The sequence below is a fragment of the Amycolatopsis camponoti genome (genome assembly GCF_902497555.1).
GTDB classification, from domain to species: domain Bacteria; phylum Actinomycetota; class Actinomycetes; order Mycobacteriales; family Pseudonocardiaceae; genus Amycolatopsis; species Amycolatopsis camponoti.
Genome location: NZ_CABVGP010000001.1, coordinates 3664410 through 3689373, shown reverse-complemented (window position 1 = coordinate 3689373; position 24964 = coordinate 3664410). Strand labels below are relative to the sequence as shown.

The window sequence follows — 24964 nt, the reverse complement described above, 5'->3', positions numbered from 1 at the left end:
GTAGGGCAGAATTCCCGGCGTCTGCGGAGGGAAACGCGTGAGCTGGCAGTTCGGGCCGTACCGGGTGGAGTCGCTCATCGCCCGCGGGGGCATGGGCGAGGTCCACCGCGCCTACGACACCCGCCACGACCGCGTCGTGGCACTGAAGCTGCTGTCCGCGGACTTCGCCGCCGACCACGAGTTCCAGGAGCGGTTCCGGCGCGAGGCGCACGCCGTGGCGCGGCTGCGCGAGCCGCACGTCATCCCGATCCACGCCTACGGCGAGATCGACGGGCGCCTCTACCTCGACATGCGCCTGGTCGACGGCGACGACCTCGGCACCCGGCTGAGCGCGGGCGGGCCGCTGACCCCGGCCGAGGCGGTCGACGTCGTCGGACAGGTCGCCCAGGCCCTGGCCGCCGCGCACGCCGAGGGGCTGGTGCACCGGGACGTCAAGCCGTCGAACGTGCTGGTCGGCGCGACCGGGTTCGCCTACCTGGTGGACTTCGGCATCGCCCGTGCGGCCGGGCCCGGCACCGAGCTGACCGCCACCGGCGGCGCCGTCGGGACGCTCGACTACATGGCCCCCGAGCGCTTCACCGACGCGCCGGTGGACCACCGCATCGACGTCTATTCGCTCGCCTGCGTGCTGCACCAGTGCCTGACCGGCAGCAAGCCGTTCCCGGCGTCGACGGCCGCGTCGCTGATCGGCGCGCACCTGCACCAGCCGCCCCCGCGCCCGAGCACGCTGCGGCCCGGGCTGCCCGCGGCGTTCGACGCGGTGATCGCGCGGGGCATGGCGAAGAACCCCGCGGAGCGCTTCGGCGGCGTCACCGAGCTGGCCGACGCCGCCCGGGCCGCGCTCGGCGGTACGAGCCCGATCCCGGCCGCCGCTCCCCCGACCCGGCCGGCCACCCGGGTGGAGCCGGCCGTGAGCCCGCCCCGGGCTTCGAAGGCGCCGTGGGTGGTCGCCGGCGTGGCGCTGCTCGCGCTGCTCGGAGTCGTCGGGTGGTTCGCGGTCCTGCAGCCCTCGACCCGGGCCCAGCCGGCCGCGACCTCGGCGCCGCCGACGTCCTCGGCCCCGGCCGCGCCGCCGTCGAGCCCCGTGCCGGTCACGACCACGCGGGTGAGCGTCCGGACGTCCGTCGCCACCAGCGTCGCGAGCGGCGCCGACCTCGGCCTGGCGACCGCGATGAGCACGCCGGCCTGCGACGGTTCGTACGTCGTCGTGCTCGGCTCCGCGATCACGCCCGCCCGCTACCGCGCCGACGTCCAGCGGCTCCTCGACGCCCACCCGGGCGCCCGTTACCTGCACACGCCGACCACCGGCTGCGGCTCGCTGCGGCAGCAGGTGAACGGCGCCGACGTGTACGCGGTCTTCGACGGGCCGTTCACCGCCAAGGAGTCCGCGTGCGCGCGGCGCGGCGGGAGCGCGTACGTCAAGCGGCTCGACAACACGACGTCGCCCGCGCAGGTCGTCAGCTGCTGAGCCCGTTCCAGACGGATTCGATGTCCACAAAGGACCGCAGCAGGGTGGTCAGGACGGCGTCGCCGCGTCCGTTTAGCGCGTCGGAGGCGATCCGGCGGGCGACCCCGGCGAGGAAGTCGGCGACCTGCACGCGGGCGTCGGACCGGGAGTCGACGAACCGGACGCCGGCGAGCCGGTGCCCGAGCGTGACCTTGAGCTGCAGCACGCGCTCGGCGGTCAGGGCGAGCTGTTCGTCGTGGACCAGGGCGACCGGGGTGCCGTCCGCGCTGAAGTGCCGGACGGTGTGGATCACCGCGGGCACCAGCGGGTCCAGCACCGGGACCAGGCCGGGGTCGCTCGCCAGCCGGGCGCGGTAGGCGGCCACGCGGTCGGCACCGGTCGCGAGCCGGGCCATGATCTCGCCGGCTTCGCCCTGGCCGGCCAGTTCGCTCGCCAGGGCGAAGAATTGCTCCGGAGACGTCGTGATGCCGCGACGCGGGTTGAGGCGCAGGACGCTGGTGAACGCGGCGAGGAAGTACGCCCATCGCCCGGGGCCGAAGGCGGCGGGGCCGGCGCGGTGGAGGGTGCGGGCCATGGCGTCGGTGCCGTCCTCGGCCAGCAGCGTGACCGCGGCTCGCACGGCGAAGAACGTCTTGTCGGTCAGGTGGACGTGCCCCCGCCCGGCGAGCGGGCCGGCGGGGTCGAGCAGCCATTCGAGCACCGGCCGGTGCTTGCCGCGCAGGAGGTGGTTGGCCTTGTACTCCTCGGCGGGCGACCCGATCCGGGCGCGGATCTCTTCGACGCAGCCCCGCGCGTCTTCGGGGGTCAGCCGGACGCCGGCGTGGGCGAAGACATCGGTTTCCCCGCCGACCAGGTTTTCGCCCTCCGAGCCCGACTCGTCGCAGGCGATCTCGACCGGGCTCACCGGTCCGATGGTGCCAGACGGCAGGACTGACGGCGACCGATTACCGGCGGCCGCGGCCGTCCTCGCCCGCCGAAACGCCCCCGCCCTTCCCTGGGGGGCGTCCCCGGTCCAGTCTATTGGCGAGGTGCGACGGAACGGCCGGAAATCGGCAGCCGAGCCGAAGCTGTCCACAATCGGCATCGGGTGTGGATGGTCCGGCGACGCCCACGGGACCGCGACGTTCACCTCCGCCAGCTCGGCCACGGCGCCAGACCAAGCCCCCGCGCGGTCAATGAGCCGCACGATCGCGCCGAGACACTCTCGAAACCGGCCATCACCGGCGCGCACGTGACTTGGACCTGAGCCACCACCGCGACCGACCAACTCCGTCGTCGCCACAGCGAACCGCCCAGAACTTCCGCAAAGTCGGCGATTCAACGGAGCGCCCGGCCGTCCTCGGCCGCCGACCCGAGCCACCACCGCGCCGGACCGTGCTGGGCGCCGTCACCACGACCGCATCGAGAACTTCCGCGAAAAACAGCGGTCACCGGATCGCCCGAACGCCCGCGCGACATTAGCCTGAGCCACCACCGCACCGGGCCGGCCCCGGCCGTCACGGTTGGGCCACGGCGGCTAACGACCATGACCGGTCCGGTGACTAGCGAAGAGTACGTGCTCTGGGAGGCTCCGATGGCCACGAACGACCGGCCCGCCCGGCTCGCGCTGGCCGCGGCCGTCGCCCTGTCGCTGCTGGGCGGTGCCGGAGTCCTCGTGCAGCAACGGTTCGCGGCCGGTCCGGGTGGGACGGTCGCCGTCGCCGGGGTCGAGGTCGATGCGCCCGCCGGGACTCGCGTTTCCGTGCGGCCCACGGGGGAACCCGGGTTCGCGGCGGCCTTCACCCGGCGGATCGGGGGCGGGGCCGACCTGAGCTTCGAAGGCGTCCGGCCGCCGCGGGTGCGGATCCTCGTCCCCGGCGCGCCGCCGGCCGGGTTCGCGCCGGTCGTCGTCACCGGGACCCGGCTCGTGCCCGCGATCTACGACGCCCCGACCCGGAGCATCGTCGCGGAGCTGAACCGGAACGGCGCTTTCTGGGGCGGGCTGCTCGACTTCGCCGCGCTGGGCCGCGAGGTCGTGCCCGACCCGGCGCCGCGGCCGGACTGCGCCGGGCGCACGGCCAGCTCCGACGGCGTCGTCATCGGACTCGGCGGGGCCGGCCCGGCGGCCCCCATCTCCACCTGCGTCACCGCCGGCAACGGCCGCGCGAGCGTCACCCTGACGTCGAACGCGCGAGTCCCCTACCGGCTCGCCCTGCCGTCCGGCTGGCCCGACCCCACCGCCCGGACCACCGCCGCGAGCACGTCCGCCGTGCAGCTGTTCGGCCGCCCGCGCCAGCGCGACCTGCTGTGGCCCGGCTCCGGCGTGACCTACGACGTCCCGTTCGGGCAGCTGCCGGCGACGCTCAAGGGCCAGGCCGAACCGGGCCCCGGCATGGGCACGACGCTGACCGCGGCCGCACACCGCCTGGCCGCGCTGTTCGGGCTGCCCGGCGCCCCCGAGCCGGCCGCCGGGGTGCTGGCCTGTGCCGCCGAGGCCGGCGCCGCGCACCACACCGCGGACCGCCCGGCGGCCGCCGTCTGGGCCGCTCTCGCGCCGTGCCGGCCGGACGGCGGCGACGTCGTGCGCCGGTTCCTCGACGCCGGGATCGGGCCGGTGACGAACGGCCTGGCGGCACCGGCACCCGCCTTCGAGGTCACGGTCACCACCAGCCGCGCGCAGCGGTTCACGCAGACCGTCGAGTACCGGCCCCGGACCGGCGCCACGACCGCACGGGCGACCGGCGCCTGCGGCTCGGTGTCCGCGGTCTCCGGCCGCCACGACGCCTACCGCTGCACGACCGGCGCCACCACCTACGACCCGTGCTTCGCCGCGACGGGAACGCGCGTCGTCTGCCCGACGTCGGCGACGAAGGCCGTGCTGCTCACCTACGCCGGCGCCCTGCCGTCCCCGCCGCAGCCCGGCGGGACCGCCGACCCGTTCCTGCTCACGCTGGACGACGGGACGCAGTGCACCGCCGTCGCGGACGACTCCGCCCCGGACACCCGCTTCGCCTGTGCGGACGGCGAGCCCCTCCGCGGCCCACCGGACCGGTCGAGTCCACTGTGGACCATCGACGGGAAGACCGTGGCGAAGGCCTACGTCTAGGCCAGGGTGATCTTGCCGTTCGCGACGGTGACCGTCTTCTTCTCCAGCGCCCGCGACGCCGGGCCGTTCGCGACCGAGCCGTCGGCGATCTTGAACTTGCTGCCGTGGCACGGACAGTTGATCGTGCCGTCCGCGACGGCGTCGACCGTGCAGCCCTGGTGCGTGCAGATCGCCGAGAACGCCGCGAACGTCCCCGCCGCCGGCTGCGTCACCACCACCTGCTTGTCCGCGAACACCTTGCCGCCGCCGACCGGGACGTCACCGGCCGCGCCCAGCTCCGTCCCCGCGGCGGGCGGTGGCGCCGCGGGCGACGACGTGCCCGAACCGCCGCCGTAGGTGCTGCACCCCGCCACCAGGCCGGCGCCCACCGCCGCGAGCGCCGTCCGGCGGGCGATCCCCGGATCGATGTCCTCGTTACCCACGATCGCCCCCTAGAAGGTCAAGCCCGATTGGGTGAAGAACCACAGCGACGCGCTCAGCCAGAGCCCGACGAGGGCGGTGAACACGAGGCCGCCGAAGACCGGGAGCGACCAGCCGGGCGCGCCGTCCCTGCGCAGCAGCAGCATTTTCGCGACGAACGCGCCGTAGAAGAAGCAACCCAGCAGGGAGTGCAGGAGCACGCGGGTGTCGAACGACTGGAACCCGAGCGCGTAGAGGCAGTGCAGCGCCACCGGGATCGACACGAGGAACGCCAGCCGCCCCGACCAGCGGTGCACCGGCGCGACCCACGCGGGCGCGGTCCGGCCGAGCTTGCCGTACATCGCCAGCGCCGAGAGCAGCTGGACGACGGCCAGCACGACGACGACCGTCGCGAGCCACGCCTTCACCGACATCGGGCTCGAGAACCCGGCGACGTTCACGGCCACGCCGGTCGGCGTGTGCAGGCTGCCGTAGACGCCGAGCACCAGCGAGACGACGGCGCCGACCACGAGCGGCACGAGGAGCGCGACCCCGGCGCGGTTGCCCGCCGTGGTCATCAGAAGTCACCGTTCCCGGCCAGGCCGCTGACCGGCTCGGCGGTCACGGGCACACCGTCGACGGTCGCGGTGGCGCCGGACGCGAAGTTCAGCGCCGGCGCGGCGGCCGAATCCTCCTCCGTCGTGAGGATGCCGACCTGGCTGCCGTCGGGTTGCACGATCCAGCCGACCTTGCCCGTCTTGCCCTTGACCTTCGGCGCCGCGCGGTAGAGCCCCGCCGGCTTCGCGGCCGTGGGCGCGCTGAACTGCCAGGTCTTGCCGGCCGCCGTCACGGTCCCGGTGACCGAAGCGACGTCGAAGCTGCCCGTCAGGCTGGCGTTCTTCGCCCCTTTGAGGTCCAGCTTCCCGCCGACCGTCACGCCCTGCAGCCAGGCTTCGACCTTCTTGCCGTCGCAGAGGTAGGCGATGGCGTGGCCGTCACGCACCGACACCGCGACGGACGCGCCGCCGCCGGTGACGCGCCCCGCGTAGTCCGCCCGGGCGGGCGCAGCCGCTTTCGGCGCTGCGGCTTTCGGCGCTGCGGACGTCGTCGGCGGCGGCGCCGAAGTACTCCCGACGCTCGCCGCGTTGGCGGCCCCGGCGACCGGCGCGACGCCGGTCCCGGTCGCCAGGTTGACGATCCCGATCCCGCCGGCGAGCACGACGCCCGCGAGAAGTGTGAACAACGGCCCCGGATTTCTCATGGTTCTTCCCCGCATTCCCCTGACCCACCACCGTGCCCATAACACGGAGGTCGGGGCGGAACGGCTCAACGCTACCCGCGGAAAAGAGGTATCGCTTAGCCCGTGCAAGCGGTTGGGTCGTGGTTGACTGGCGGCATGCTGCCCTGGGACGGCGACCTCGCCGGCCGGCTCGACCGGCACACCGTCGAATCCGCGCTGCTGCGGGACAACCCGCTCGGCGACCCGCACGAACGGCCGCTGTGGGTGTACGTCCCACCGGGCTACGACGACAGCACCGAGCGGTACCCCGTCGTGTACGTGATCCAGGGCTACACCGGGCACCTGTCGATGTGGGCCAACCGGACGCCGTTCCGGCAGCCGTTCGTCGAAACGGCCGACGCGGTGTTCGCCGGCGGCGCGCCGGGCTGCGTCGTGGTGTACGTCGACGCGTGGACCGCGTACGGCGGCTCGCAGTTCGTCGACTCGCCGGGAACGGGCCGCTATCACTCGTACCTCTGCGACGAGATCGTGCCGTGGGTGGACGCGCGCTACCGGACGATCCCGGACCGCGAGTCCCGCGCGATCGCGGGCAAGTCGTCCGGCGGGTTCGGCGCGATGATCACGCCGATGCTGCGTCCCGACCTGTTCGGCGCCCTGGCGACGCACGCGGGCGACTCGCTGTACGAGCTGTGCTACGTCCCGGACTTCGGGCAGGCGGTCCGTGCCCTGCGCGGCTACGACCGCGACATCCAGGCGTGGTGGGCGGACTTCCGCGCCCGGCCGGCGTTCACCCGCCCGGAGGACGCGACGCTGCTCCAGCTGATCGGGGTGTCGGCGTGCTTCTCGGCGAGCCCGGACGGGACACCGGAGCTGCCGTTCGACCCCGCGACGGGCGTGCTGCGGCCCGAGGTGTGGCAACGCTGGCTGGACTGGGACCCGGTGCGCATGGTCCCGTCGCGCGCGGAGGCGGTGAGCTCGTGGCGCGCGGTGTGGATCGACGCGGGCACGAGCGACGAGTACTACCTCGACGTCGGCGCGGAGGCGTTCCGGGCGAAGGTGCTCGAGGCGGGGCTGCCGGCGGAGCGGATCCACTTCGAGCTGTTCGAGGCCGGTCACGCCGCGATCGACTACCGGTACCCGTTGTCGTTGGCGTGGCTGGCGGAGAAGCTGGCCCGCTGACGCTCAGCCGTCCGTGGCGAGCGCCTCGATCACTTCGCCGCGCTGAGCCAGGTGCCGCGGGTGCAGGGCGACCTCGTCGGGCGCCGGCTTGCCCTGCTGACGCAGGTACCTCGCGAGGCGGTTGAAGTTGGCCGGGCTGTAGTCCGCCGAGCGCGGATTGGCGGTGAACACCGTGCGGAAGCCCGGCTTCTGCCCATGTTCGTCGGTCAGGCGCGGGTCGCTGCAGGTCAGGTGGATCGACTGCGTTCCCTCGTCGTACCAGACGTTGACCGGATGCCGGTCGTCGCCCAGCGGCGCGTAGTTCCCGGTGCTCATGGCGGCTCCCCTCGTGGTGGTGGTGTCGTCTTCCGACGATCCGGACCGGCTTTTCGTTACACCGGCTAGGCTCGGCCCATGGTCACCGAGACGGATCTGACCCTCCCCGACGGGCGCACGCTCCACGTCTACGACACCGGCGGCCCCGCGCGGCTCACCGTCTTCTGGCACCACGGCACGCCCAACCTCGGCGCGCCGCCCGGGCCGCTGCTGCCGCTCGCCGAAAGGCTCGGCGTGCGCTGGGTTTCCTACGACCGGCCCGGCTACGGTCGCTCCACGCACCTGCCGGACCGGCGCGTCGGGAACGCCGCCGAGTGCGTCGCCGCCGTCGCCGACGCTCTCGGGATCGACCGCTTCGCCGTCATGGGGCACTCGGGCGGCAGCTCGCACGCTCTCGCCGCCGCGGCTCTGGTGCCCGGTCGTGTGAAAGCCGTCGCGAGCCTTGCCGCCGTCGCGCCCTTCGGGGCCGAGGGGTGGTTCGACGGCATGGCCGCCGCCAGTGCCGCTTCGCTGCGCGCCGCCACCGAAGGGCGGGCTGCCAAGGAAAAGCACGAGGCCGCCGCCCAGTTCGATCCCGAGGTCTTCACCAAGGCCGACTTCGCCGCCCTCACCGGGTCGTGGTCCTGGCTCGACGAGGTCGTCCAGCCGGCCCTCGGTGCCGCCGGCCTGGTCGACGACGACCTCGCCTACGTCACGCCGTGGGGCTGCGATCCCGCGGCCATCACCGCGCCGACGCTCCTCGTCCACGGCGCCGACGACCGGATGATCCCCGCCACGCACAGCAGGTGGCTGGCGAAGCGGATCCCCGGCGCCGAGCTCCGGCTCACCCCCGGTGACGGCCACATCTCCGTGCTGGATCACGCGGCCGACGCCCTCACCTGGCTCGCCGCTCAGGACAGCAACGCCAGCGACGCCACGACCGGAGCCAGGTAGAGCACCGGGAACGCCAGGTGCCCGTACGACCGGGCGCGAGCCACGGTCACGACGGCGCCGAGGAAGTACAGCACCAGCCCGATCGCCGCGGCGACGCCGATCGCCGGCACGAACAACCCGGCGACCAGCCCGAGCGCGCCGGCGGCCTTCGCCGCGCCCAGCCACGGCCACCACGCCTCCGGCACGCCGTACGAGGTGATCGGCTCGACGACCCACTTCGCCCGGGCGAAGACCGAGACGGCCGAGAACCCGACGAACGCGGCGGCGAAGAGGGTGACGATCAGGTACGCGGTGGACATCGGAACTCCTATGGGGATCGCGGGCCCCGGGGGTTTCCGGGTCCGTCACCCCCACGACTCCACCGACCGGACCGATGTGACCGACCGTGACCGCGGTCACAACCCCGGCGACGGTCGTTGTCCCCTCCCGGCGCACCCGCGCCCGTGGTCGGCTGTCCCGATGATCGTGCTGCGGCTCATCGGGACCGTGTTGTGGTTCGCGATCCCGGCCGGCATGCTCACCTTCGCCGTCCACGACCTGACCGTGCGGGACGCCCCGACCTACGACATCGAAGGCACGGTCGTCGCGCACCGCCAGGAGTACCACCCGCCCGGCAAGGACACGGCCGCGTCGACGACGTACTTCATCACCGTCCGCAGCGCAGGCGCGGCGGACTGGGAGTTCGGCGACCTCCAGCAGGCGCTCGACACCGAGCCGGGCACGCCGGTGGTCGTCCAGGTCTCGAAGGTGACCGACCGGGTCCTCTTCGTGCGCAAGAGCGGCACGGTGGTCGACCTGCGCGCGACCGTCGGCGCGGACGTCCTGCTGATCGTGCTCGGCGGACTGGGCCTGCTCGTCGCGCTCGGGCGCGAGGCCCTGCTCGAGGATCTCGAATTCCCGCACGTGGCGGGGTTCCTCCTCGGCGCGCTCGCCGCGGGCGGTGGCGTGTACCTGGGCCTGCAGCTGGGCAGCTAGCTCACCACGCGAGGCGCAGCACGGTCTCGCCGTCGTCGATCTCGCCGGTCGGGGTGAACCCGAACTTCCGGTAGAAGGCGCCTGGGCCGTCGTCGCCCGGTTCGTGGCTCGTGAGCAGCTCGGTCGCGCCGTCGGCCCGCACCAGCGAGACGACCTCGGTGAGCACCGCGCGGCCGATCCCGCGGCCCTGGTGCCGTCCGTCGACGAGCAGCCGCCACAGGTAGTACGGCCCGAGGATGCCCGGACGGCCCGGCGGGACGTCCCAGCTGAGCATCACGAAGCCGACCGGCTCGTCGCCCGCGTAGACGGCCCGGAACCAGGGCTCGCCCTCGGGCGTCGTCGCGGCGTCCTCCAGCGACTTCGCCACCGACGCGACGAACCGCTCCTGACCCGGCCGGACGCGCAGAGCGCACACCGCGTCCCGGTTGCCGTCGGTGATCTCGACCAGGCGCACCGGTGCCGTCATGACTCCCCCGTCGGTTTCGGCACCCGCACCTCGGCGGGCGTCCGGTCCGGCCGCAGCCCGCGCCACGAGGTGTGGCGCAGCCGCAGATCCGGCGTGACGCGGCGGTGGACGACCTCGCCGACCAGGTCCGGCTCGACCCAGTGCGCACCGCGGGCGCGCTCGCGCGGCACTTCCGTGGCGAACGGCGACTCCGCGCGGGCCAGCGGCGCGAGGACGGCACGGAGGCGGTCGAGCGCGTCGTCGGTGAACCCGGTGCCGACGTCGCCGATGTACACCAGCGCGCCTCGGTCGTCGTAGCCGCCGAGCAGCAGCGCGCCGAGCGTGCCCGTGCGGCGGCCGGCGCCGGTCCGCCAGCCGCCGACGACCACTTCGCGCGTCTGGGTCAGCGCGCGCTTCGTCCACGACGGCGACCGGGCACCGGGCAGGTACGGCGCGTCCAGCCGCTTCGCGACGACGCCCTCGATGCCGTGCTGGGCCGCGGTCGCCAGCAGCTGGTCCGGCCCGATGTCGGCGCGGGTGTACCAGGGCGGCACCACGAGCCGGCCGTCCGCGGGCCGGACCAGCTCCGCGAGCAGCTCGCGGCGCTGTTCGTAGGGCCGGTCCAGCAGCGACTCCGGGCCGATCCGCAGCAGGTCGAAGGCGAAGTAGACCACCGGGACCTCGGCCCGCAGCTTCGGTGTCGGCTCGTGCATGGCGCGGCGCTGCATCAGCTCGAACTCGGGGCGGCCGGCCGCGTTCAGCGCGACGACCTCGCCGTCGAGCACCGCCGCGTGACCGCCGAGCGCGGCCGCGAAGACGTCCTGCAGCTCGGGGTAGCGGTGGGTGTGGTCGCTGCCGCTGCGGCTGGTGATCCGGGCTTCGCCGGAGTCCGCGATCCGCGCGCAGCCCCGGAAGCCGTCCCACTTCCACTCGTAGCCGTGGTGGTCGTCGTCCGGGAGGAGCCCGTCGACGGCCAGCATCGGCGCCACCGCGTCCGGCACCGTCCCCATCGCTCCAGTGTGGAGGACCGACCCGGCCCGCGTCACCCGGCCGGCAGCAACGGCAGGAGCTCCTGGTGGCTCCCGGCGCGGCGCAGCACGGGTGTACCGGGCCCGTCCGGCTCCAGGTCCCCGGCGCGCAACGCGGCCAGGAAGCGCACGATCGCGCGCGACGGCGGCAGGATGTCGGCCCCGCCGAGGTAGGCCAGCACGATCATCTCCTCCCCGCACGCCGCCTCGACCGCGGCGGCCCAGCCGTGCACCTCGTCCCACAGCAGCGCCACGTCGCGGTCGGGGAACCGGCGCAACCGCCAGTCCACCGCGACGTAGGCCGATACCGGGACGTCGACGTCCACGGTGCAGGACTCGAGGCCGAAGCCGAGCGCCCCGGCCACCTCGCCGAGGTACGCGCGCAGGCCGCGCTGGAACCAGAACTCGAGATCGGTGTCGATCAGGACGGACACCCGTTTCCTTTCTTCCCGGAACCCGGCGGGCACCCTGCCCGGCCGGGACAAGCGGATCAGCCGACCGACGCCAGCGCGTCGGCCCGATCCCGGTAGCAGGAGAAGCCGGCGGCACCGGTTCCCCGCAGCACTCGCCACACCGCCGGGGTGCGCACCACCCACGCGAGCGGGACGGCCGCCGCTTCGGCGCGGCGCCGCACCCGGTGCAGGGCCCGGAGGCCGGCACCCGAACAGAACGTCACCCCGCCGAGGTCGATCACGAGCGGGCCGCCGACCCGCAAAGCGGTTTCCGCGCATTCGACAAGAATGGCGACGGTCGCGAGATCAATGTCGCCCACCACCGTGACAAGAGTGGTCCGTCCACCGGGGAACGTCGTCGTGACCGAGAACGGCTCGCACAACGCACCGGCCGGAGAACGACCGAATGCTCGCGAAAGCCGCGGCGGTTTCTGGATCCTCATGACCGGCTCCGACGGCTCGGGATGACGGTTTACGCGTAGACCGTACCCAGTTCGTCCAGCTTGTCGCACAACGGAACCACACCCGGTCGGCGGGCCGTGCACCGACACGGCCGTCTGCACGTGCAGCAATCCACAAAGGATGATCGAAATCGCCTGGTCGGAACCGTGTTTTGCAATTTCGGTTCGGCTCATCGGCCGCCACCGCCGGAACCGGCGCGGTTTCCGCGCGGAATTGCGAATTCCGAAATTCAGCCGAACGCAGGAATCGGGACGCGCGTGCGGCCCAGCTCGGCGAAGAGGTCGCCGAGATCGTCGACGCGTTCCAGGACCTCGTCGGCGGTGAACCGCAGGTGCGTCACGTGCCGGCACGCACGCACCTCGTCCCACGTGACCGGAGTGGACACCGTCGGCTCGTCGCGCCCGCGCAGCGAGTACGGCGCGACCGTCGTCTTGAACGGGTTGTTCTGGCTCCAGTCGATGAAGACCTTGCCCGGCCGCAGCGTCTTCGTCATCCGCGCGACGACGAGGTCCGGCGTCTCGGCCGCGAGCCGCTCGGCGAGCGCCTTGGCGTACTGCGACGTCTCGCCGGCGTCCGTCGTCACCACTCCCGCGTAGAGCTGCATGCCCTTGGAACCACTGGTCTTCGCGACCGGGGTGAGCCCGTCGCCGGTGAGCACGTCGTGCAGGCGTTCGGCGACGCGGCAGCAGTCGACGACCGTCGCGCCGGGACCGGGGTCGAGGTCGAACACGAGCCGGTCCGGCGTGCTCCGCTCGTCGTCGGCGTCGACGGTCCACTGGTGGACGTGCAGCTCGAGCGCGGCGAGGTTGGCGGCCCAGACGAGCTCGGGCAGGTCGTTGATCAGCGGGTAGGCCACGACCTCGGGGGCCTTGCCGCGGCCGGCGACGGTGAGCCGGGCGGTGCGCACCCAGTCGGGTGCGTGACGCGAGACGTCCTTCTCGAAGAACGAGCTGCCGGCCACACCGTCGGGGAACCGCACGAACGTCATGGCCCGGTCACGGATGTGCGGCAGCAGCAGCGGCGCGATGCGCGTGTAGTAGTCGAGCACCTCGCCCTTGGTGAAGCCGTGGCGCGGGTAGAGCACCTTTTCGAGGTTCGAGAGCGTGAGCTGCCGCTCACCCACGCGCACCGTGATCCGGCTCCCCGCCACGACGTCACGCTAGCACCCGTGGTCGTGGTACGGACGTATTGCCGACGGGTGCTCAGACCTCGGCCGCGAGGCGGCAAGGAACCGCTTCGGCCGGCTCGTCGGCGCGATGGTCCTCCGGCACCGGGGCGCCGCCCCACCGCGGACGCAGGCGCCGGCGGACCGCGTCCACGACGCCGCGCGCGCTGATCAACGCCATGACGCTGATCAGGACCCACACGAAGTTCGCCGCGACCGCGGGCCACGAGCCGGTGGCGGCGGCCGAGACGCCCAGCAGCGTGGCACCCGACAGGTTCAGCGACTGGAACGTGGCCGACTCCGGTGCGACCACCCGACGGGAAACCAGGCCGTACGCCGTAGCGGTACCCAGTGCTCCCACCCACCCGGCCGCGGTGGCGGCCAGGGACATCATTTCCTCCATGCCGCCATCGTGACCGGCGGCCGGGGTGCAGCGCAATCGAAGTTATCTGCCCCGGGGGTTAAGCTCTGCTGAATGCAGATCGATCCCCGCCGGTTGGCCGTCCTGCTCGCCGTGCACCGCGCCGGCGGCGTGCTCGCCGCCGGCGACCTCCTGCACCTGACACCCTCGGCGGTCTCCCAGCAGATCGCCCGCCTCGAGGAGTCGACCGGCACCGCGGTGCTGGACCGCCAGCCCTCCGGCGCCGTCCTGACGCCGGCCGGGCGGGTGCTGGCCGAGGCCGCCGAGCACATCGAGGCCGAGCTGATCGACGCGCGCAAAGCCCTTGCGGCCCTTCAGGAAGACGTGACCGGCACGGTCGTCATCGCCGCCTTCCAGTCGGTCATCCGCACGCTGCTGATCCCGCTCCTGCGCCGACTGCGGGAGCAGTTCCCCGCGCTGGAGGTGGTGATCCGCGAGATGGAGACCCGGAAGGCACTGCAGTCCCTGCGGTCCGGCGCGGTCGACCTGCTCATCCTCGAAGACGCAAGCCCGGCGAGCCAGGGGAAGCCGACGCGCGGCACCCGCGACGTCCCGGTGCTCGAAGAGCCGTGGCTGGTGATTCTTCCCACCGGCATGGCGGACCCCACGAGCATCGCCGACCTGGAGCACCTCACCTGGCTCGGCGTCGACTCGGAGACCGCGGCGCACGCCGCCACCGAGCGCACCCGCCGCGGGTTCCCCACCGTGCCGACGCCCGGACACAGCTACTACGACTACAACGTCGCGCTCTCGATGGTCGCGGGCGGCCTGGGCATCGCGCTCGTGCCCGCGCTCGCGGTGCGCGAAGCCGTGCCGGACGGGGTCAAGGCGGTGTCCCTGCCCGGCCTCGGCACCCGCACCCTCATCGCCCGCCACCGCACCACGCGTTCCGAACCGCGCAAGGAGGTGGTGACCGTCCTGGACTCGATCGTCACCTTCGCCGCCGACCTCGACGTGGCCGTCTCCCACCACGATCTCTCGTAGCCGACGTCTCACGGCGACCGCCGCAGGCCGTCCAGCACGAGGAAGCACGGCGGCCGGGCGTCCCGGTCCCACGGCTGGAAGCGGCGGAAGCTACCTTCGCCGCCGGCGAAGCCCGGTAGGAATGCCCGCGCTCAGCAGGCCGCGGCCCCCGACGCCAGCAACTCGCGCAACGCGTCCGACAGCGACGCGAACATCGGGACGACCTCGGCCAGCCCCGTGATCCGGAACAGCCGGGCCAGGGTCCGGCTGCTCGCCACCACCACGAGCCGCCCGCCCTCCTGCCCCGCGAGCTCCGCGGCCGCCGCCAGGGTGCGGGCGCCCGCCAGGCCGAGGAACGCCACGTGGGACAGGTCCACCACCGTCGTCCCCGGTGGCGACGCCGCCAGCTCGCGCTTCAGGATCGGCAAGGTCAGGGCGTCGATCTCGCCGGCGAAGGTCAGCACCAGCAGACCGGGGCGGTACTCCGTCCGGCGCGCCGTGAGCGGCGCGGACCGGCTGGGCACCGGGAGGGTCGGGGACACGGGTTCGGCAGGCCTTCCGCGCCGGCGCGGGCCGGCGTCGCAGCGAGGGTGATCAAGGTCGGGATCTTGATACCCAAACCTCCGGAGGGCAAACGTCCGGTTTTCGCCGGGGCGCCGACCAGCGCCGTTCGGTCGCCCCGCCGATGCCACTCGAACGCGGGACGCCGGCCCGCACGACCCGATCGAGCGGTTTGCGCAGCGCCCGCGCGGGGGTAGTCGAACTTCGCCAACCGAGGAGGCCCCATGGACCGGCGGTACCGGTGATGTTCAGCGAAGTCGTGGTGGTCGGGCAGATCGCCCGTGACCTGGTCGTCGAGGCCCCGGACGCATCAGCCGGCCGGGGACGGGAGCTGCTCGGCGGGAAGGGCGCCAACCAGGCCCTGGCGCTGAGCCAGCTCGGGGTGGCGGTGTCGCTGGTCGGCGTCGTCGGGCAGGACGCCACCGGTGACGCCCTGCGCGCCCGCGCCCGGGCCGATCGCATCGGCACCTCGCACGTGGTCCGCCGGCCGGGCACCGAGACCGCGCTCGTCGGCCACGTCCCCGACGCGACGCTGGTGACCGAGACCGACGTCCTCGCCGCGGCCGCCCCCATCTCGGCCGCCGGGTCCGTCATCGTCCAGCTCCAGCAGCCCGCGCCGGCGGCGTTGCTGGCGGCGCGGCTCGCGCGGACCGCGGGCACACGGGTCGTCCTGGACGGCGCGTCCGAAGATGCCGAGTCCGCCGCGGAACTGCTCGCGCTGGCCGACGTCGTCCACGTGGACGACCGCGAGGCCGAGCTGCTCACCGGAGCGCCGGTGACGGACGCCGCCGCCGCGGCCCGCGCCGCGGCGGACCTGCGACGGCGGGGGCCGTCGCTGGTCGTGCTCGAGGTGGCCGGTCAGGGAACCCTGTTCGCCGGACCGGCGGAGTCGTGGTTCGTGCCGGCCGTCGAGACCGAGGTGGTCGACCCGGCCGGGGCCGGCGACGCGCTGGTCGCGACGCTGACCGCGGCCCTGACCCGACGCCGCCCGCTGGAGACGGCGGCGTGCCTGGCGGTCGCGGCGGCCGCGGCGACGACCGAGCACGCGGGTGCTCGGCCGCGGTTGTCCGGTGCCGTCCTGGACCGGCTGCGGCCCCGGCGGCTCGAAACCGTCCACGCCTGAGGGCGGGTCACCCGGCCCGGTTCGCCAGCGCGAGCCACAGCGCGCCGGCGGCGGCCAGGGCGATCCCGGCCGCCGTCCACCACGACCACCAGGTGAAGAACGCGACGACCAGCCCGACGGCGAGCAGCACGCCTCCGCCGGTGTCGGCGTTCCCGGCCCGCGAGAATCCCCCGGCGACGGCCATCAGCCCATCCTCCCGTCGACGGCGGCCACGATCAGCCCGGCGCAGTTCCGCACGGCCAGGCCGCGCTCCTGCGCCATCGAGATCAGGGCCGCCTGCGCGGCGGCGCCCGTCATTCCTTGAGCCACCAGGACTTTCAGCGCCATGGCCACGACGTCGGTGGCGGGCGGGCGCGGGGTGCGGACGGGCATCGGACGAACCTCCGGCACGGAATGAGCGGCAACGAACGCGACCGGATACCCCACCGCTCCCGGTTTCACACCGCTTCACTCAACCCGTACGGGTGACATCGGTTCAACTCCTGACGAGCCACACCGCAGTGGCTCTCACCAAGCCGACACCTCAGTCCCGAACGAGCCACACCGCCGCGTCCACCGGCAGCCGACCGCCCTCCAGCGGGACGCTCGACAACAGCACCCGCGAGCCCTCCGGCAGCTCGCACGGCTCCGCCGACAGGTTCACCACGCACCCGAACCCCGGCTCGCGCGCGAAGGACAGCACCCCCGGAGACGCCGGCAACCAGACCAGCGTGCCGTCGCCCAGTGCCGGGTGCGCCCGGCGGGCCGCGAGAGCCGCGCGATACAGCCGGAGCATCGAGCCCGGCTCGGCCGCCTGGGCCTCGGCGGTCGCCGTGCGCCAGCCGGCCGGCTGGGGCAGCCACGGGCTCGTTCCCTCCGGCGCGAAGCCGAACGGCGGCGCCGACCCCGACCACGGGAGCGGTACCCGGCAGCCGTCGCGGCCGCGGCGGGTGTGGCCGGAGCGCTCCCACGTCGGGTCGGCGAGCACCTCCTCGGGCAGGTCCTCGACCTCCTCCAGCCCCAGCTCCTCGCCCTGGTACAGGTACGCCCCACCGGGCAGGGCCAGCATCAGCAGCAGCGCCGCGCGAGCCCGGCGCCGGCCCCGCGCGAGGTCGCCGCCGGGCGCGAACCGCGTCACGTGGCGGACGACGTCGTGGTTGGACAGCACCCACGTCGCGGGTGCGCCGACCGCCTCCAGTGCCGCGAGCGTCCGGTCGATCACCTCGCGCAGCGCCGCCGCGTCCCAGTCGCAGCGCAGGAAGTCGAAGTTGAACGCCGTGTGCAGCTCGTCCGGGCGCACGTACCGCGCGAGGCGGTCCGGCCGGTCGACCCACGCCTCCGCGACGAACACCCGGTCCGGCCCGAACTCCCCCGCGATCTTGCGCCAGGACCGGTAGATCTCGTGCACGCCGTCGAGGTCCCAGTGCGGGTGCGCGTCGCCGTCCGCGGCGAGGTCCGGGAACGCCGGGTCCTTGAGCAGGCCGTGGGCGACGTCGATGCGGACGCCGTCGACCCCGTGGGCGAACCAGAACCGCAGCAGGTCCTCGAACTCCGCCCGGACATCGGCGTCGTCCCAGTTGAGGTCGGGCTGCTCCGGGGCGAACAGGTGCAGGTACCACTCGCCGTCGGCGGCCCGCGTCCACGCCGGCCCGCCGAAGACGCTGCGCCAGTCGGTCGGCGGCAGCTCGCCGTCCGCACCGCGCCCCGGCCGGAAGTGGTACCGCGCGCGTTCGGGCCCGCCGGCCAGCGCGGCGCGGAACCACGGGTGACGGTCGGAAGTGTGGTTCGGCACGACGTCGATCAGCAGCCGCAGCCCGACCCGGTGCGCCTCGGCGACCAGGTCGAGCACGTCGGTGTCCGTGCCGAACAGCGGGTCGGGGGTCCGGTGGTCCTCGACGTCGTAGCCGCCGTCGACCATCGGCGAGCGGTACCACGGCGTCGTCCACACGGCGTCGACGCCGAGGTCGGCCAGGAAGCCCAGGCGCGAGCGCAGGCCCGCGAGGTCCCCGGTGCCGTCCCCGTCGGCGTCGGCGAAGCTGCGGACGTAGACCTCGTAGACGACGGCGTCGCGCCACCAGTTCGCGGAGTCCATGACACCCGAGTATCTACGCTGGGGCCGTGACCGACGCGTGGAAGTGGGATCCGTCCCTTTATTCGGGCAGTGCCGGGTACTACGCGCGGGGCCGCGCCGCCTATCCCCTGGAGCTCGCCACGGCCTTCGCCGCCGAGCTGGCGCCGGACGGGTCGGGGCGCCTGCTCGACGTCGGCTGCGGCCCCGGCTCGCTGACGCTGCTGCTGGCCGGCTCGTTCGAGGAGGCGGTCGGGCTGGACGCCGACGCGGACATGCTCGGCGAAGCGGCCCGGCTCGCCGCCCTCGCCGGGATCGGGAACTGCCGCTGGGTGCACCGGCGCGCGGAAGAACTGCCCGCCGGGCTCGGCCGGTTCCGGCTGGTCACGTTCGCGCAGTCGTTCCACTGGCTCGACCGGGCACGGGTCGCCACCGCGGTGCGCGGAATGCTCGAGCCCGGCGGCGTCTGCGCCCACGTGCACGCGACGACGCACGAAGGCACCGAAGGGTCCGTGCCGCGTGCGGAAATCACCGAGCTGGTCCAGGCGTTCCTCGGGCCGGTGCGGCGCGCCGGCCAGGGTTCCCTGCCCGGGGGCACGGCCGCCGGCGAGCCGGAGATCTACCGCGCCGCCGGGTTCCGCGGGCCGCGGCGGTTCGAAGTCCCGGGCCGGGTCGTCACGCGCACGGCCGACGACGTCGTCGCGAGTGTCTTCTCGCTGTCCAGCGCGGCTCCGCACCTGTTCGGCGACCGCCGCGCGGAGTTCGAGACCGAGCTCCGCGCGGTGCTGCACCGGGCGAACCCGGCCGGGACGTTCACCGAGCGGCTGCGCGAGATCGCCGTCGACCTCTGGCACTGACGTCCACAGTGGACTGTCGTCACCAGGGGTTGTTGTCGTACCCGTCGTCGTCGGCCTCCGCCGCGCGCGGACGGCGGGCGCGCCGGGAGCCTTCGTCACGGGCGAACGGCCGCGACTCCGGCGTCGACGCGAACGGCGACGCCGAGCCCGGCTCGTCACCGAAGGCGTCCGTGGCGAACGCCGACGGCGGTTCCGTCGTGCCCCGGTCCGTGCTCCAGCCGGACTTCGTCTTGCGCTGCGCCATCTCGCGGACGTGCTGCACGTACCGTTCGGCCGCCTGGACCTGCTTGGTCATGTACTCGTGGGACTGGGCCTTGATCTCCTCGCCCCGCTGCTCGCGCAGGGCCCGCCGCTCGGACTGTTCGCGGACGAGACCGTCCAGCTCGGCCTTCATCGCGTCGATCTCGCTCATGCGTCCTCCTACCAGGTCCGGGCGGACGGCGGGTCTTCGTCGTCGTTGAGGGAGCCGATGATCCGGCGCCCGGGCTCACCGAGGTTGTCGAAGACCGCGCCGTCGATCCGGTAGGCGGACGACCGGCGCTCGGTGTCCCCTCCCCCGCCGCCGCCGTGGGCACCACCCATCGCGCCCATGCCGCCCATCCCGGACATCCCCGACTGGCCGCCGGGCCCGGTCGGCGCGCCGGCCGGGGCGAACGCGGCCGCGGGCTGGGACTGGGTGGCGCCGACGCCGCTGTGGACGCCGCCGGACGTCGGCGTGTCGCCGAGCCCGCCGGTTGCTCCCTCGCCGACCGAGCCGAGGCCGGCCGCCGAAAGGCCGGCGCCCCCGTGGGAGCCGCCGCCGATGCCGGCCGGCGCACCGCCGCCGTGGCCGCCGCCTCCGTGGCCGTCCCCGCCGCCGCTGCCGCTGTCGTGCGCCGGCAGGTCCTCGAGGGTGCCGCGGTGGGTGGGCAGGTCGTCGAGCTTCTTTTCCGGGGTGTCGCCGAGGGCGCCGGAGGCCTTGTCGTCCTCGCCGAGGGTGTAGGTGGTCGGGGTGCCGCTGCCGTCGTCGACGGTGACGACGGTCGGGCCGTCCGGGCCGTCGGGCCGCTCGGCGGTGATCTTGAGGTCGCCGTCCTCGATGTGGATCTTGCCGTCGGGGCCGGGGCAGTACGTGTCGTCGCCGGTCCCTTGTGGACCGTCGGCGTCCTTGGACCAGTCGAGCTTGAAGTCCTTGGCGGCGTCGGACCCTTCGCCGACCTTGATGTCCATCTTCCCGTCGTGGTCGGGTTCGGTCATCTCGAAGGTCTTGTCGCCCTGCTTGACCTTCAGGGTGTCGGGGGTGTCGTCGCCGTCCTTGTCGGGCTTCCCGTCGCCGTCCTTGTCGTCGCCGAGCAGGCCGTCGGGCTTCCCGTCGCCGTCCTTGTCGACGCCCAGCGGGTTGTCCGGCTTGCCGTCACCGTCCTTGTCGACGCCCAGCGGGTTGTCCGGCTTGCCGTCCCCGTCCTTGTCGACACCCAGCGGGCTGTCCGGCTTGCCGTCGCCGTCCTTGTCGGCGCCCGGCAGGTCGCCGAGTCCGGCCCCCTCGCCGGAATCCGTCTTGATCCCTTCGCCGCTGAACTCCTTCAGCGCGTCGGCCGCCTTCTGCTTCGCCTCTTCGGCGGCCTGCTCGGCCGCGGCCTTGCCGTCGTCGGCGCCGGAACCACCCGAACCCGAGCCGGACCCGCCACCCGAACCGGAGCCCGACCCCGAACCGCCGCCCGTGCCGGACCCGCTGCCGAGACCTTCACCGCCGAGGCCTTCGCCACTGCCGGAACCGCTGCCTCCGAGACCGCCGGCGCCTTCGCCGGAGTCGGTCTTGATGCCTTCGCCGCTGAACTCCTTCAGCGCGTCCGCGGCCTTCTGCTTGGCCGCTTCGGCGGCCGCGGCCGCCTGCTCCTTGGCGGCGTCGGCCTGCGACTGCGCCGACGACGGCGCTGTGTCGTCGGAACCGGAACCGGAACCGGAACCCGAGCCGGAACCCGAGCCACCGCCCGAGCCGAGGCCGGAACCTCCGCCGCCGGAGGACGTGTCCAGATCCGGGATCGGCGGCACCGAGCCCCCACCCCCGGCACCCGAGCCGGCGCCGGAACCCGAACCGCTCCCCGAGCCGGACCCGCCGCCGGAGACGTCGGGGATCGGCGGCACCGAACCGCCGCCGCCGGCCCCGGAACCGCTGCCCGAACCACTGCCGCCGCCCGCGCCGCTGGGCAGGTCGGTACCCGAGCCCCCGGCACCCGAACCGCCGCCGAGGCCGCTGCCACCGGAGCCGGAGCTGCCTTCGGGAATCGGCGGCACCTGGCCGCCGCCTCCACCGGCCCCCGAGCCGCCCGAACCCGAACCGCCCGAACCGGAACCCGAACCACCCGAGCCGGACCCGGAACCCGAGCCGTTGCCCGAGCCACCCGGACCGCCGCCCGCGCCACCAGTGGCACCGCCGCCGGGAGCACCCGAGCCGGACCCGCCCGGCATGGACACGCCCTCGAACTCGTTCTTGACCTTGCCCATGACCTTGTCGAGCGCGTCGTACGCCTGGTCGACGAGGTCCTTGGTGTCCTTGCAGGTCTTCTCGAAGCCCTTGTAGAGCCGATCCCACATGTCGGGGTTGAACTGGTTCTGGATCCACTGCTTGGCCAGGTCCTGGCCGTGCTTCTTGATCTCGTCGCCGTCGCAGCAGCCCTGGTCGTTGAGCGTCTTGACCAGGTTGGTGCCGAAGTTGAGGTCCATCCAGCCCGCGATCTGGGCCAGGTCCTGCTCGTTGCCGTGCTCGCCGCTGGCGACCGCGATGACCTTCTGCGCCATCGTGTAGTCGGCCTTGCCGACCAGGTCGGTGTACATGCCGATGACGGCGTCGGCCTTGCCCTTGCACAGCTGGAACACCGTGGTCGCGGTGGTCAGCGTCGCTTCGCCGCAGTCGCCGAGCGTCTGGGACAGCTTCGCCGCTTTCGGCTGGATCTTGTCGTTGTAGGTGTCGGACGCCGCGTCGGCACCGGCGCCGCTCCACGTCTTGTACAGGCTGCCGAGCTGGGACCCGGTGTCCTCCAGCGTCCGGTCGACCGTCTCGGAGCCGGTCTTGAAGTGCGCGGCGTCGTCGACGAAGTTCTTGAAGCTGATCCCGCGCTGCTCGTCGAACGGCGCGCGGATGTCCTTGTCGAGGTCGAGCGCGCGGGTGTTGCCGCGGCAGTCGTCGGGGATCTTCGCCAGCAGCGACCCGAAGGTCTCGAACAGCTTCAGCGCGGGCGCGGCGGCGTCGAAGATTTCGTCCGACGTCTTCGTGCCGGTGGATTCGCCGCCGTTCTCGCCGGCGGCGGGCGGCTTCGTGTCGTTGAGCTTCGTCTTGCCGTCGTCGACGGCCTTCTTTTCCTGATCCTCGTTGTACGAGTTCTGGTCACCGCTCGACTTGGCCTTGTCGTAGGCCTCGTCCACCGACTGCCCGGCGAAGAGCGGGTTGGCGTTGTAGGCGCCGGCGTACTTCTCGGCTTCCTGCCGCTTCTGCTTGATGTCGTCCGGTTCCTGGTCGGCCAGGAACGGCGGCGGTGGCGGGTTCTCCCGCAGCCAGCTGCTGATCAGCGCGCTCTTCTGCCCGGCGGGGACGCTCGGGTCGTCGAGGATCGCCTTGACGTCGGACCACTTCTTCTTTTCGGCCATCAGAGCGAGCCCCCGGCGTCGGTGATGGCGCCCGACTGGTTGTCCTCGTTGGCGCTGTAGCTCGACCCGGCGGTGCCGAGGTTGGTGCCGAACGAGCTCAGCGTGGTGCTGTAGCCGGAGACCGCAGCCCAGAGCGCCTGCGCGCCGGCGGTGTACTTCGCGGCGTGGGCGTTGTGCGCCTTGCCGAAGCCCTCCGCGGTGACCGCCGGGGTCTCCAGGTCCGGGTTGTCGTCCAGCAGGTGCTCCGCCAGGTCCCCGATGGTCTTGGACGCCGTCGACAACGCTTCCGTCGTCGCGGTGTACCCCCCGCCGCTCATTTCAGCGCCTCTCCTCAGATCCTGCAGTTCCCAGAGCTTCCGCGAGCACCTCGGCCACCGAGCCCACGTCGGTGAAGCGCTCGAGCTCGTCCAGGTCGATCGTCACCCCGTAATAGACCTCCAGCGCCGCCAGGAGCTTGATCCGGCCCTTCGAGTCGATGCCGAGCTCCTCCAGCGGAGCGTCGGGCTCGACGCGGGCCGGGTCGAGCCGGAAGGTGTCGGAGACGACCTTCGTGACCTCGGCGCGGTGATCACCCACGGACGTCACCATAACGTGCCTTGGCCGCCGACCGGGCGACCTTGCCACTCGATGTGCGCGGAAGTCCGCCGGAAGGGACCAGATGTACCGCACGGAGCGTGAGATCGTGCTCGCGGGACACCGCGCGCAGCACCGCGCGGGTCACCTCTTTGAGGTCCGCGTCAGCGTCGCGCGCCCATTCCGCCACCACCACCGCGCCCTCACCGTCCTCGTCGGCGACGCCGAACGCGGCGACGCGGTCGCGGCGGACCGCCGGGTGGGCCTCGCCCGCCGCCGCCTCGATGTCCTGCGGGTGGAAGTTGCGGCCGTCGACGACGATGAGGTCCTTGAGCCGGCCGGTGACGTAGAGGTCGCCGCGGTGCACCACGCCGAGGTCGCCGGTGCGCAGCCAGCCGCCGACGCCGTCGAGCGTGGCGTCGAACGCGGCCGCGTCGCCCCGGCCCCAGTAGCCGGTCGCGACGTTCGCGCCGTGGATCCAGATCTCGCCGACCGAACCTTCGGGCTGCTCGTGTCCCTCGTGGACGATCCGCACCTGCTGCCCGACCGGACGGCCGACCGACAGGAGCTCCTGTCCGTCGACGATTTCGACCACTCGGCCCTGAGCAAGGGCTTCCCGGTCGAACCTCGCGCCGCGCGGACCTTCTTCGCCCGCGCTCGCGACGTAGACGGTGGCTTCGGCGAGCCCGTAGGACGGCCGGTACGCCCCGCGCCGGAAGCCGTGCGGGCCGAAGACCTCGAGAAAGCGCTCCACCGTGCGCGGGCGGACGGGCTCGGCACCGTTGAGCGCGACCCGGACGTCCGAGAGGTCCAGGTCGTCGTCACCGGGGCCGGCGTCGGCCGCGAGGTCGTAGGCGAAGTTCGGCGCGGCGGTGAACACCGCGGGGTAGTCGGCCATCTGCCGCAGCCACCGCCGGGGCCGGTGCACGAACTCGGCCGGGGCCATGAACACCGCCCGCCCGCCGGCGAAGACCGGCAGGCACAGCAGCTGGATCAGGCCCATGTCGTGGAAGAACGGGATCCAGCCCGCGCAGGTCGTGCCCTCGTCGACGGCGTAGGCCCGGCTGCCCTGCCAGCACGCGGCGACGATGGCCCGGTGCGGGATCACCGCGCCGGCCGGCTCCCGCGTCGAGCCCGACGTGTACTGCAGGTACGCCGGGCTTTCCGGCTCGACCGGCACCGGGTCGGCGCCCGGCCCGGTCAGCTCGTCGGCCACCAGCAGGTCGCCGGGTGCCCCGAACTCGCGGACCCGCGCCGCCGCGGCCGACGACGTCAGCCACACGCGTGCGCCGGAGTCAGCCAGGACTCCGCCGAGCCGCTCGGCCTGCGCTCGGTTCCCCGGCGGCATCAGCGGAACGGCGATCATGCCCGCCGCCAGCGCACCGAAGAACGCGAGCGGGTAGGCGAGCTCCTGCCCGGCGAGGACGGCGACCCGCTCCCCCGGCTCCGCGACCTGGCGCAGCCCGCCCGCGACCACGCGGACGCGGGCGGCGAACTCCGCCCACGTCAGCGTGTGCTCGGCGTCGTGGGTGTGGTCCTGGTGGGTGAACAGCGGCCGAACATCGTCCGCGCGGGCGAACAGCCGGTCCACGATCGAGGCGCGCAGCACCTCGCCGGGCACGGTCTCGGGCGGACGGGGCACGAACGCA

At 73.5% G+C, this 24964-nt stretch carries 29 protein-coding genes; 8 read left to right on the top strand and 21 right to left on the bottom strand.

All coding sequences use genetic code 11. The features are described from left to right. Positions 1-37 precede the first annotated feature (37 nt). A complete protein-coding gene (locus tag AA23TX_RS17455; protein WP_155543553.1) occupies positions 38-1468 on the top strand; it encodes a serine/threonine-protein kinase in 1431 nt (476 codons plus the stop codon). On the opposite strand, the gene AA23TX_RS49625 is transcribed toward AA23TX_RS17455, so the two are convergent. Beyond that, positions 1458-2372, bottom strand: coding sequence for a DUF3800 domain-containing protein (locus AA23TX_RS49625; RefSeq protein WP_196425363.1), 915 nt, complete (start codon positions 2370-2372; stop codon positions 1458-1460). The two genes, AA23TX_RS17455 and AA23TX_RS49625, sit on opposite strands and share 11 nt — an antisense overlap. A gap of 669 nt (positions 2373-3041) precedes the next feature. On the opposite strand from AA23TX_RS49625, the gene AA23TX_RS17445 reads away from it, so the two are divergent. Next, complete coding sequence (locus tag AA23TX_RS17445) at positions 3042-4553, top strand: hypothetical protein (protein WP_155543552.1); 1512 nt, start codon at positions 3042-3044, stop codon at positions 4551-4553. Here the strand turns inward: AA23TX_RS17445 and AA23TX_RS17440 are convergent. The 3 genes from AA23TX_RS17440 to AA23TX_RS17430 are packed head-to-tail and all read right to left on the bottom strand — an operon-like array spanning position 4550 to position 6213. After that, positions 4550-4975, bottom strand: a complete 426-nt coding sequence (locus tag AA23TX_RS17440; protein ID WP_155543551.1) for a Rieske (2Fe-2S) protein — start codon at positions 4973-4975, stop codon at positions 4550-4552. The two genes, AA23TX_RS17445 and AA23TX_RS17440, sit on opposite strands and share 4 nt — an antisense overlap. A gap of 9 nt (positions 4976-4984) precedes the next feature. Next, positions 4985-5530 carry a DUF6529 family protein gene (locus AA23TX_RS17435; RefSeq protein WP_155543550.1) on the bottom strand — a complete coding sequence of 182 codons (546 nt, stop codon included), beginning with the start codon at positions 5528-5530 and terminating at the stop codon, positions 4985-4987. Beyond that, positions 5530-6213, bottom strand: a complete 684-nt coding sequence (locus AA23TX_RS17430; RefSeq protein ID WP_155543549.1) for a hypothetical protein — start codon at positions 6211-6213, stop codon at positions 5530-5532. The genes AA23TX_RS17435 and AA23TX_RS17430 overlap by 1 nt, the downstream gene beginning before the upstream one ends. A 135-nt stretch (positions 6214-6348) precedes the next feature. Here AA23TX_RS17430 and AA23TX_RS17425 point away from each other — a divergent pair, with 135 nt between their 5' ends. Further along, positions 6349-7371 carry an alpha/beta hydrolase-fold protein gene (locus tag AA23TX_RS17425; RefSeq protein WP_155543548.1) on the top strand — a complete coding sequence of 341 codons (1023 nt, stop codon included), beginning with the start codon at positions 6349-6351 and terminating at the stop codon, positions 7369-7371. 3 nt (positions 7372-7374) lie between these two features. On the opposite strand, the gene AA23TX_RS17420 is transcribed toward AA23TX_RS17425, so the two are convergent. Then, the gene (locus tag AA23TX_RS17420; RefSeq protein ID WP_155543547.1) at positions 7375-7686 is read right to left on the bottom strand and encodes a hypothetical protein; all 312 of its coding nucleotides are present in this window, start codon (positions 7684-7686) and stop codon (positions 7375-7377) included. 78 nt (positions 7687-7764) lie between these two features. Between AA23TX_RS17420 and AA23TX_RS17415 the strand changes: the two genes are divergently transcribed. Next, positions 7765-8619 (top strand): alpha/beta fold hydrolase, encoded by an 855-nt coding sequence (locus tag AA23TX_RS17415; RefSeq protein WP_155543546.1) that lies wholly within the window; start codon positions 7765-7767, stop codon positions 8617-8619. Here the strand turns inward: AA23TX_RS17415 and AA23TX_RS17410 are convergent. Continuing rightward, complete coding sequence (locus AA23TX_RS17410; RefSeq protein ID WP_155543545.1) at positions 8577-8918, bottom strand: DoxX family protein; 342 nt, start codon at positions 8916-8918, stop codon at positions 8577-8579. The two genes, AA23TX_RS17415 and AA23TX_RS17410, sit on opposite strands and share 43 nt — an antisense overlap. Positions 8919-9078: 160 nt before the next feature. On the opposite strand from AA23TX_RS17410, the gene AA23TX_RS17405 reads away from it, so the two are divergent. Beyond that, on the top strand, positions 9079-9594 hold the full coding sequence (locus AA23TX_RS17405; protein ID WP_155543544.1) for a hypothetical protein: 516 nt from the start codon (positions 9079-9081) through the stop codon (positions 9592-9594). A 1-nt stretch (position 9595) separates the two neighbouring features. On the opposite strand, the gene AA23TX_RS17400 is transcribed toward AA23TX_RS17405, so the two are convergent. The 6 genes from AA23TX_RS17400 to AA23TX_RS17375 are packed head-to-tail and all read right to left on the bottom strand — an operon-like array spanning position 9596 to position 13549. Next, positions 9596-10060, bottom strand: coding sequence for a GNAT family N-acetyltransferase (locus tag AA23TX_RS17400; RefSeq protein ID WP_196425362.1), 465 nt, complete (start codon positions 10058-10060; stop codon positions 9596-9598). Continuing rightward, a complete protein-coding gene (gene ligD, locus AA23TX_RS17395; protein WP_196425361.1) occupies positions 10057-11049 on the bottom strand; it encodes a non-homologous end-joining DNA ligase in 993 nt (330 codons plus the stop codon). The genes AA23TX_RS17400 and ligD (AA23TX_RS17395) overlap by 4 nt, the downstream gene beginning before the upstream one ends. A gap of 32 nt (positions 11050-11081) precedes the next feature. Next, positions 11082-11501 carry a DUF6292 family protein gene (locus AA23TX_RS17390; RefSeq protein WP_155543543.1) on the bottom strand — a complete coding sequence of 140 codons (420 nt, stop codon included), beginning with the start codon at positions 11499-11501 and terminating at the stop codon, positions 11082-11084. 56 nt (positions 11502-11557) lie between these two features. Next, positions 11558-12154 carry an STAS domain-containing protein gene (locus AA23TX_RS17385; protein WP_230862549.1) on the bottom strand — a complete coding sequence of 199 codons (597 nt, stop codon included), beginning with the start codon at positions 12152-12154 and terminating at the stop codon, positions 11558-11560. 56 nt (positions 12155-12210) lie between these two features. Beyond that, positions 12211-13131 carry a non-homologous end-joining DNA ligase gene (gene ligD / locus AA23TX_RS17380; RefSeq protein ID WP_196425360.1) on the bottom strand — a complete coding sequence of 307 codons (921 nt, stop codon included), beginning with the start codon at positions 13129-13131 and terminating at the stop codon, positions 12211-12213. A 52-nt stretch (positions 13132-13183) separates the two neighbouring features. Further along, the gene (locus AA23TX_RS17375; RefSeq protein WP_155543542.1) at positions 13184-13549 is read right to left on the bottom strand and encodes a CBU_0592 family membrane protein; all 366 of its coding nucleotides are present in this window, start codon (positions 13547-13549) and stop codon (positions 13184-13186) included. A gap of 72 nt (positions 13550-13621) precedes the next feature. On the opposite strand from AA23TX_RS17375, the gene AA23TX_RS17370 reads away from it, so the two are divergent. Then, positions 13622-14551, top strand: coding sequence for a LysR family transcriptional regulator (locus tag AA23TX_RS17370; protein WP_155543541.1), 930 nt, complete (start codon positions 13622-13624; stop codon positions 14549-14551). 131 nt (positions 14552-14682) lie between these two features. On the opposite strand, the gene AA23TX_RS17365 is transcribed toward AA23TX_RS17370, so the two are convergent. Continuing rightward, a complete protein-coding gene (locus AA23TX_RS17365; protein WP_155543540.1) occupies positions 14683-15072 on the bottom strand; it encodes an STAS domain-containing protein in 390 nt (129 codons plus the stop codon). Positions 15073-15335: 263 nt separating this feature from the next. Here AA23TX_RS17365 and AA23TX_RS17360 point away from each other — a divergent pair, with 263 nt between their 5' ends. Then, positions 15336-16214 (top strand): PfkB family carbohydrate kinase, encoded by an 879-nt coding sequence (locus tag AA23TX_RS17360; protein ID WP_155543539.1) that lies wholly within the window; start codon positions 15336-15338, stop codon positions 16212-16214. Between the two features lie 7 nt (positions 16215-16221). Here AA23TX_RS17360 and AA23TX_RS17355 read toward each other — a convergent pair whose 3' ends face one another. From AA23TX_RS17355 to AA23TX_RS17345, 3 genes are all read right to left on the bottom strand, one after another. Further along, a complete protein-coding gene (locus AA23TX_RS17355) occupies positions 16222-16398 on the bottom strand; it encodes a hypothetical protein (protein ID WP_155543538.1) in 177 nt (58 codons plus the stop codon). Further along, entirely contained in the window at positions 16398-16586 is a 189-nt protein-coding gene (locus AA23TX_RS17350) for a hypothetical protein (RefSeq protein WP_155543537.1), read from the bottom strand. The genes AA23TX_RS17355 and AA23TX_RS17350 overlap by 1 nt, the downstream gene beginning before the upstream one ends. A gap of 151 nt (positions 16587-16737) precedes the next feature. After that, positions 16738-18285: a glycoside hydrolase family 13 protein gene (locus tag AA23TX_RS17345; protein ID WP_155543536.1), complete on the bottom strand. Its 1548-nt coding sequence runs from the start codon at positions 18283-18285 to the stop codon at positions 16738-16740. Between the two features lie 26 nt (positions 18286-18311). Here AA23TX_RS17345 and AA23TX_RS17340 point away from each other — a divergent pair, with 26 nt between their 5' ends. Continuing rightward, the gene (locus AA23TX_RS17340; protein WP_155543535.1) at positions 18312-19118 is read left to right on the top strand and encodes a class I SAM-dependent methyltransferase; all 807 of its coding nucleotides are present in this window, start codon (positions 18312-18314) and stop codon (positions 19116-19118) included. Positions 19119-19137: 19 nt separating this feature from the next. On the opposite strand, the gene AA23TX_RS17335 is transcribed toward AA23TX_RS17340, so the two are convergent. From AA23TX_RS17335 to AA23TX_RS17315, 5 genes are read right to left on the bottom strand one after another with little or no spacing between them, the layout of a single operon-like run. Beyond that, positions 19138-19530 carry a hypothetical protein gene (locus AA23TX_RS17335; RefSeq protein WP_155543534.1) on the bottom strand — a complete coding sequence of 131 codons (393 nt, stop codon included), beginning with the start codon at positions 19528-19530 and terminating at the stop codon, positions 19138-19140. An 8-nt stretch (positions 19531-19538) separates the two neighbouring features. Continuing rightward, entirely contained in the window at positions 19539-22742 is a 3204-nt protein-coding gene (locus AA23TX_RS17330; protein WP_155543533.1) for a WXG100 family type VII secretion target, read from the bottom strand. Continuing rightward, positions 22742-23059: a hypothetical protein gene (locus AA23TX_RS17325; RefSeq protein WP_155543532.1), complete on the bottom strand. Its 318-nt coding sequence runs from the start codon at positions 23057-23059 to the stop codon at positions 22742-22744. The genes AA23TX_RS17330 and AA23TX_RS17325 overlap by 1 nt, the downstream gene beginning before the upstream one ends. A gap of 1 nt (position 23060) precedes the next feature. Beyond that, the gene (locus AA23TX_RS17320; protein WP_155543531.1) at positions 23061-23318 is read right to left on the bottom strand and encodes an acyl carrier protein; all 258 of its coding nucleotides are present in this window, start codon (positions 23316-23318) and stop codon (positions 23061-23063) included. Then, complete coding sequence (locus AA23TX_RS17315) at positions 23311-24957, bottom strand: fatty acyl-AMP ligase (protein ID WP_155543530.1); 1647 nt, start codon at positions 24955-24957, stop codon at positions 23311-23313. Before AA23TX_RS17315 ends, AA23TX_RS17320 begins: the two co-directional genes overlap by 8 nt. Positions 24958-24964: the final 7 nt, after the last annotated feature.

Bases quoted from the DNA above. Each gene is read 5' to 3' on its own strand.
- AA23TX_RS17445 (WP_155543552.1), top strand. From the start codon at position 3,042: ATGGCCACGAACGACCGGCCCGCCCGGCTCGCGCTGGCCGCGGCCGTC.
- AA23TX_RS17435 (WP_155543550.1), bottom strand. From the start codon at position 5,530: ATGACCACGGCGGGCAACCGCGCCGGGGTCGCGCTCCTCGTGCCGCTC.
- AA23TX_RS17430 (WP_155543549.1), bottom strand. From the start codon at position 6,213: ATGAGAAATCCGGGGCCGTTGTTCACACTTCTCGCGGGCGTCGTGCTC.
- AA23TX_RS17425 (WP_155543548.1), top strand. From the start codon at position 6,349: ATGCTGCCCTGGGACGGCGACCTCGCCGGCCGGCTCGACCGGCACACC.
- AA23TX_RS17420 (WP_155543547.1), bottom strand. From the start codon at position 7,686: ATGAGCACCGGGAACTACGCGCCGCTGGGCGACGACCGGCATCCGGTC.
- AA23TX_RS17415 (WP_155543546.1), top strand. From the start codon at position 7,765: ATGGTCACCGAGACGGATCTGACCCTCCCCGACGGGCGCACGCTCCAC.
- AA23TX_RS17410 (WP_155543545.1), bottom strand. From the start codon at position 8,918: ATGTCCACCGCGTACCTGATCGTCACCCTCTTCGCCGCCGCGTTCGTC.
- AA23TX_RS17405 (WP_155543544.1), top strand. From the start codon at position 9,079: ATGATCGTGCTGCGGCTCATCGGGACCGTGTTGTGGTTCGCGATCCCG.
- AA23TX_RS17400 (WP_196425362.1), bottom strand. From the start codon at position 10,060: ATGACGGCACCGGTGCGCCTGGTCGAGATCACCGACGGCAACCGGGAC.
- ligD (WP_196425361.1), bottom strand. From the start codon at position 11,049: ATGGGGACGGTGCCGGACGCGGTGGCGCCGATGCTGGCCGTCGACGGG.
- AA23TX_RS17385 (WP_230862549.1), bottom strand. From the start codon at position 12,154: ATGAGCCGAACCGAAATTGCAAAACACGGTTCCGACCAGGCGATTTCG.
- AA23TX_RS17375 (WP_155543542.1), bottom strand. From the start codon at position 13,549: ATGGAGGAAATGATGTCCCTGGCCGCCACCGCGGCCGGGTGGGTGGGA.
- AA23TX_RS17370 (WP_155543541.1), top strand. From the start codon at position 13,622: ATGCAGATCGATCCCCGCCGGTTGGCCGTCCTGCTCGCCGTGCACCGC.
- AA23TX_RS17360 (WP_155543539.1), top strand. From the start codon at position 15,336: ATGTTCAGCGAAGTCGTGGTGGTCGGGCAGATCGCCCGTGACCTGGTC.
- AA23TX_RS17355 (WP_155543538.1), bottom strand. From the start codon at position 16,398: ATGGCCGTCGCCGGGGGATTCTCGCGGGCCGGGAACGCCGACACCGGC.
- AA23TX_RS17350 (WP_155543537.1), bottom strand. From the start codon at position 16,586: ATGCCCGTCCGCACCCCGCGCCCGCCCGCCACCGACGTCGTGGCCATG.
- AA23TX_RS17345 (WP_155543536.1), bottom strand. From the start codon at position 18,285: ATGGACTCCGCGAACTGGTGGCGCGACGCCGTCGTCTACGAGGTCTAC.
- AA23TX_RS17335 (WP_155543534.1), bottom strand. From the start codon at position 19,530: ATGAGCGAGATCGACGCGATGAAGGCCGAGCTGGACGGTCTCGTCCGC.
- AA23TX_RS17330 (WP_155543533.1), bottom strand. From the start codon at position 22,742: ATGGCCGAAAAGAAGAAGTGGTCCGACGTCAAGGCGATCCTCGACGAC.
- AA23TX_RS17325 (WP_155543532.1), bottom strand. From the start codon at position 23,059: ATGAGCGGCGGGGGGTACACCGCGACGACGGAAGCGTTGTCGACGGCG.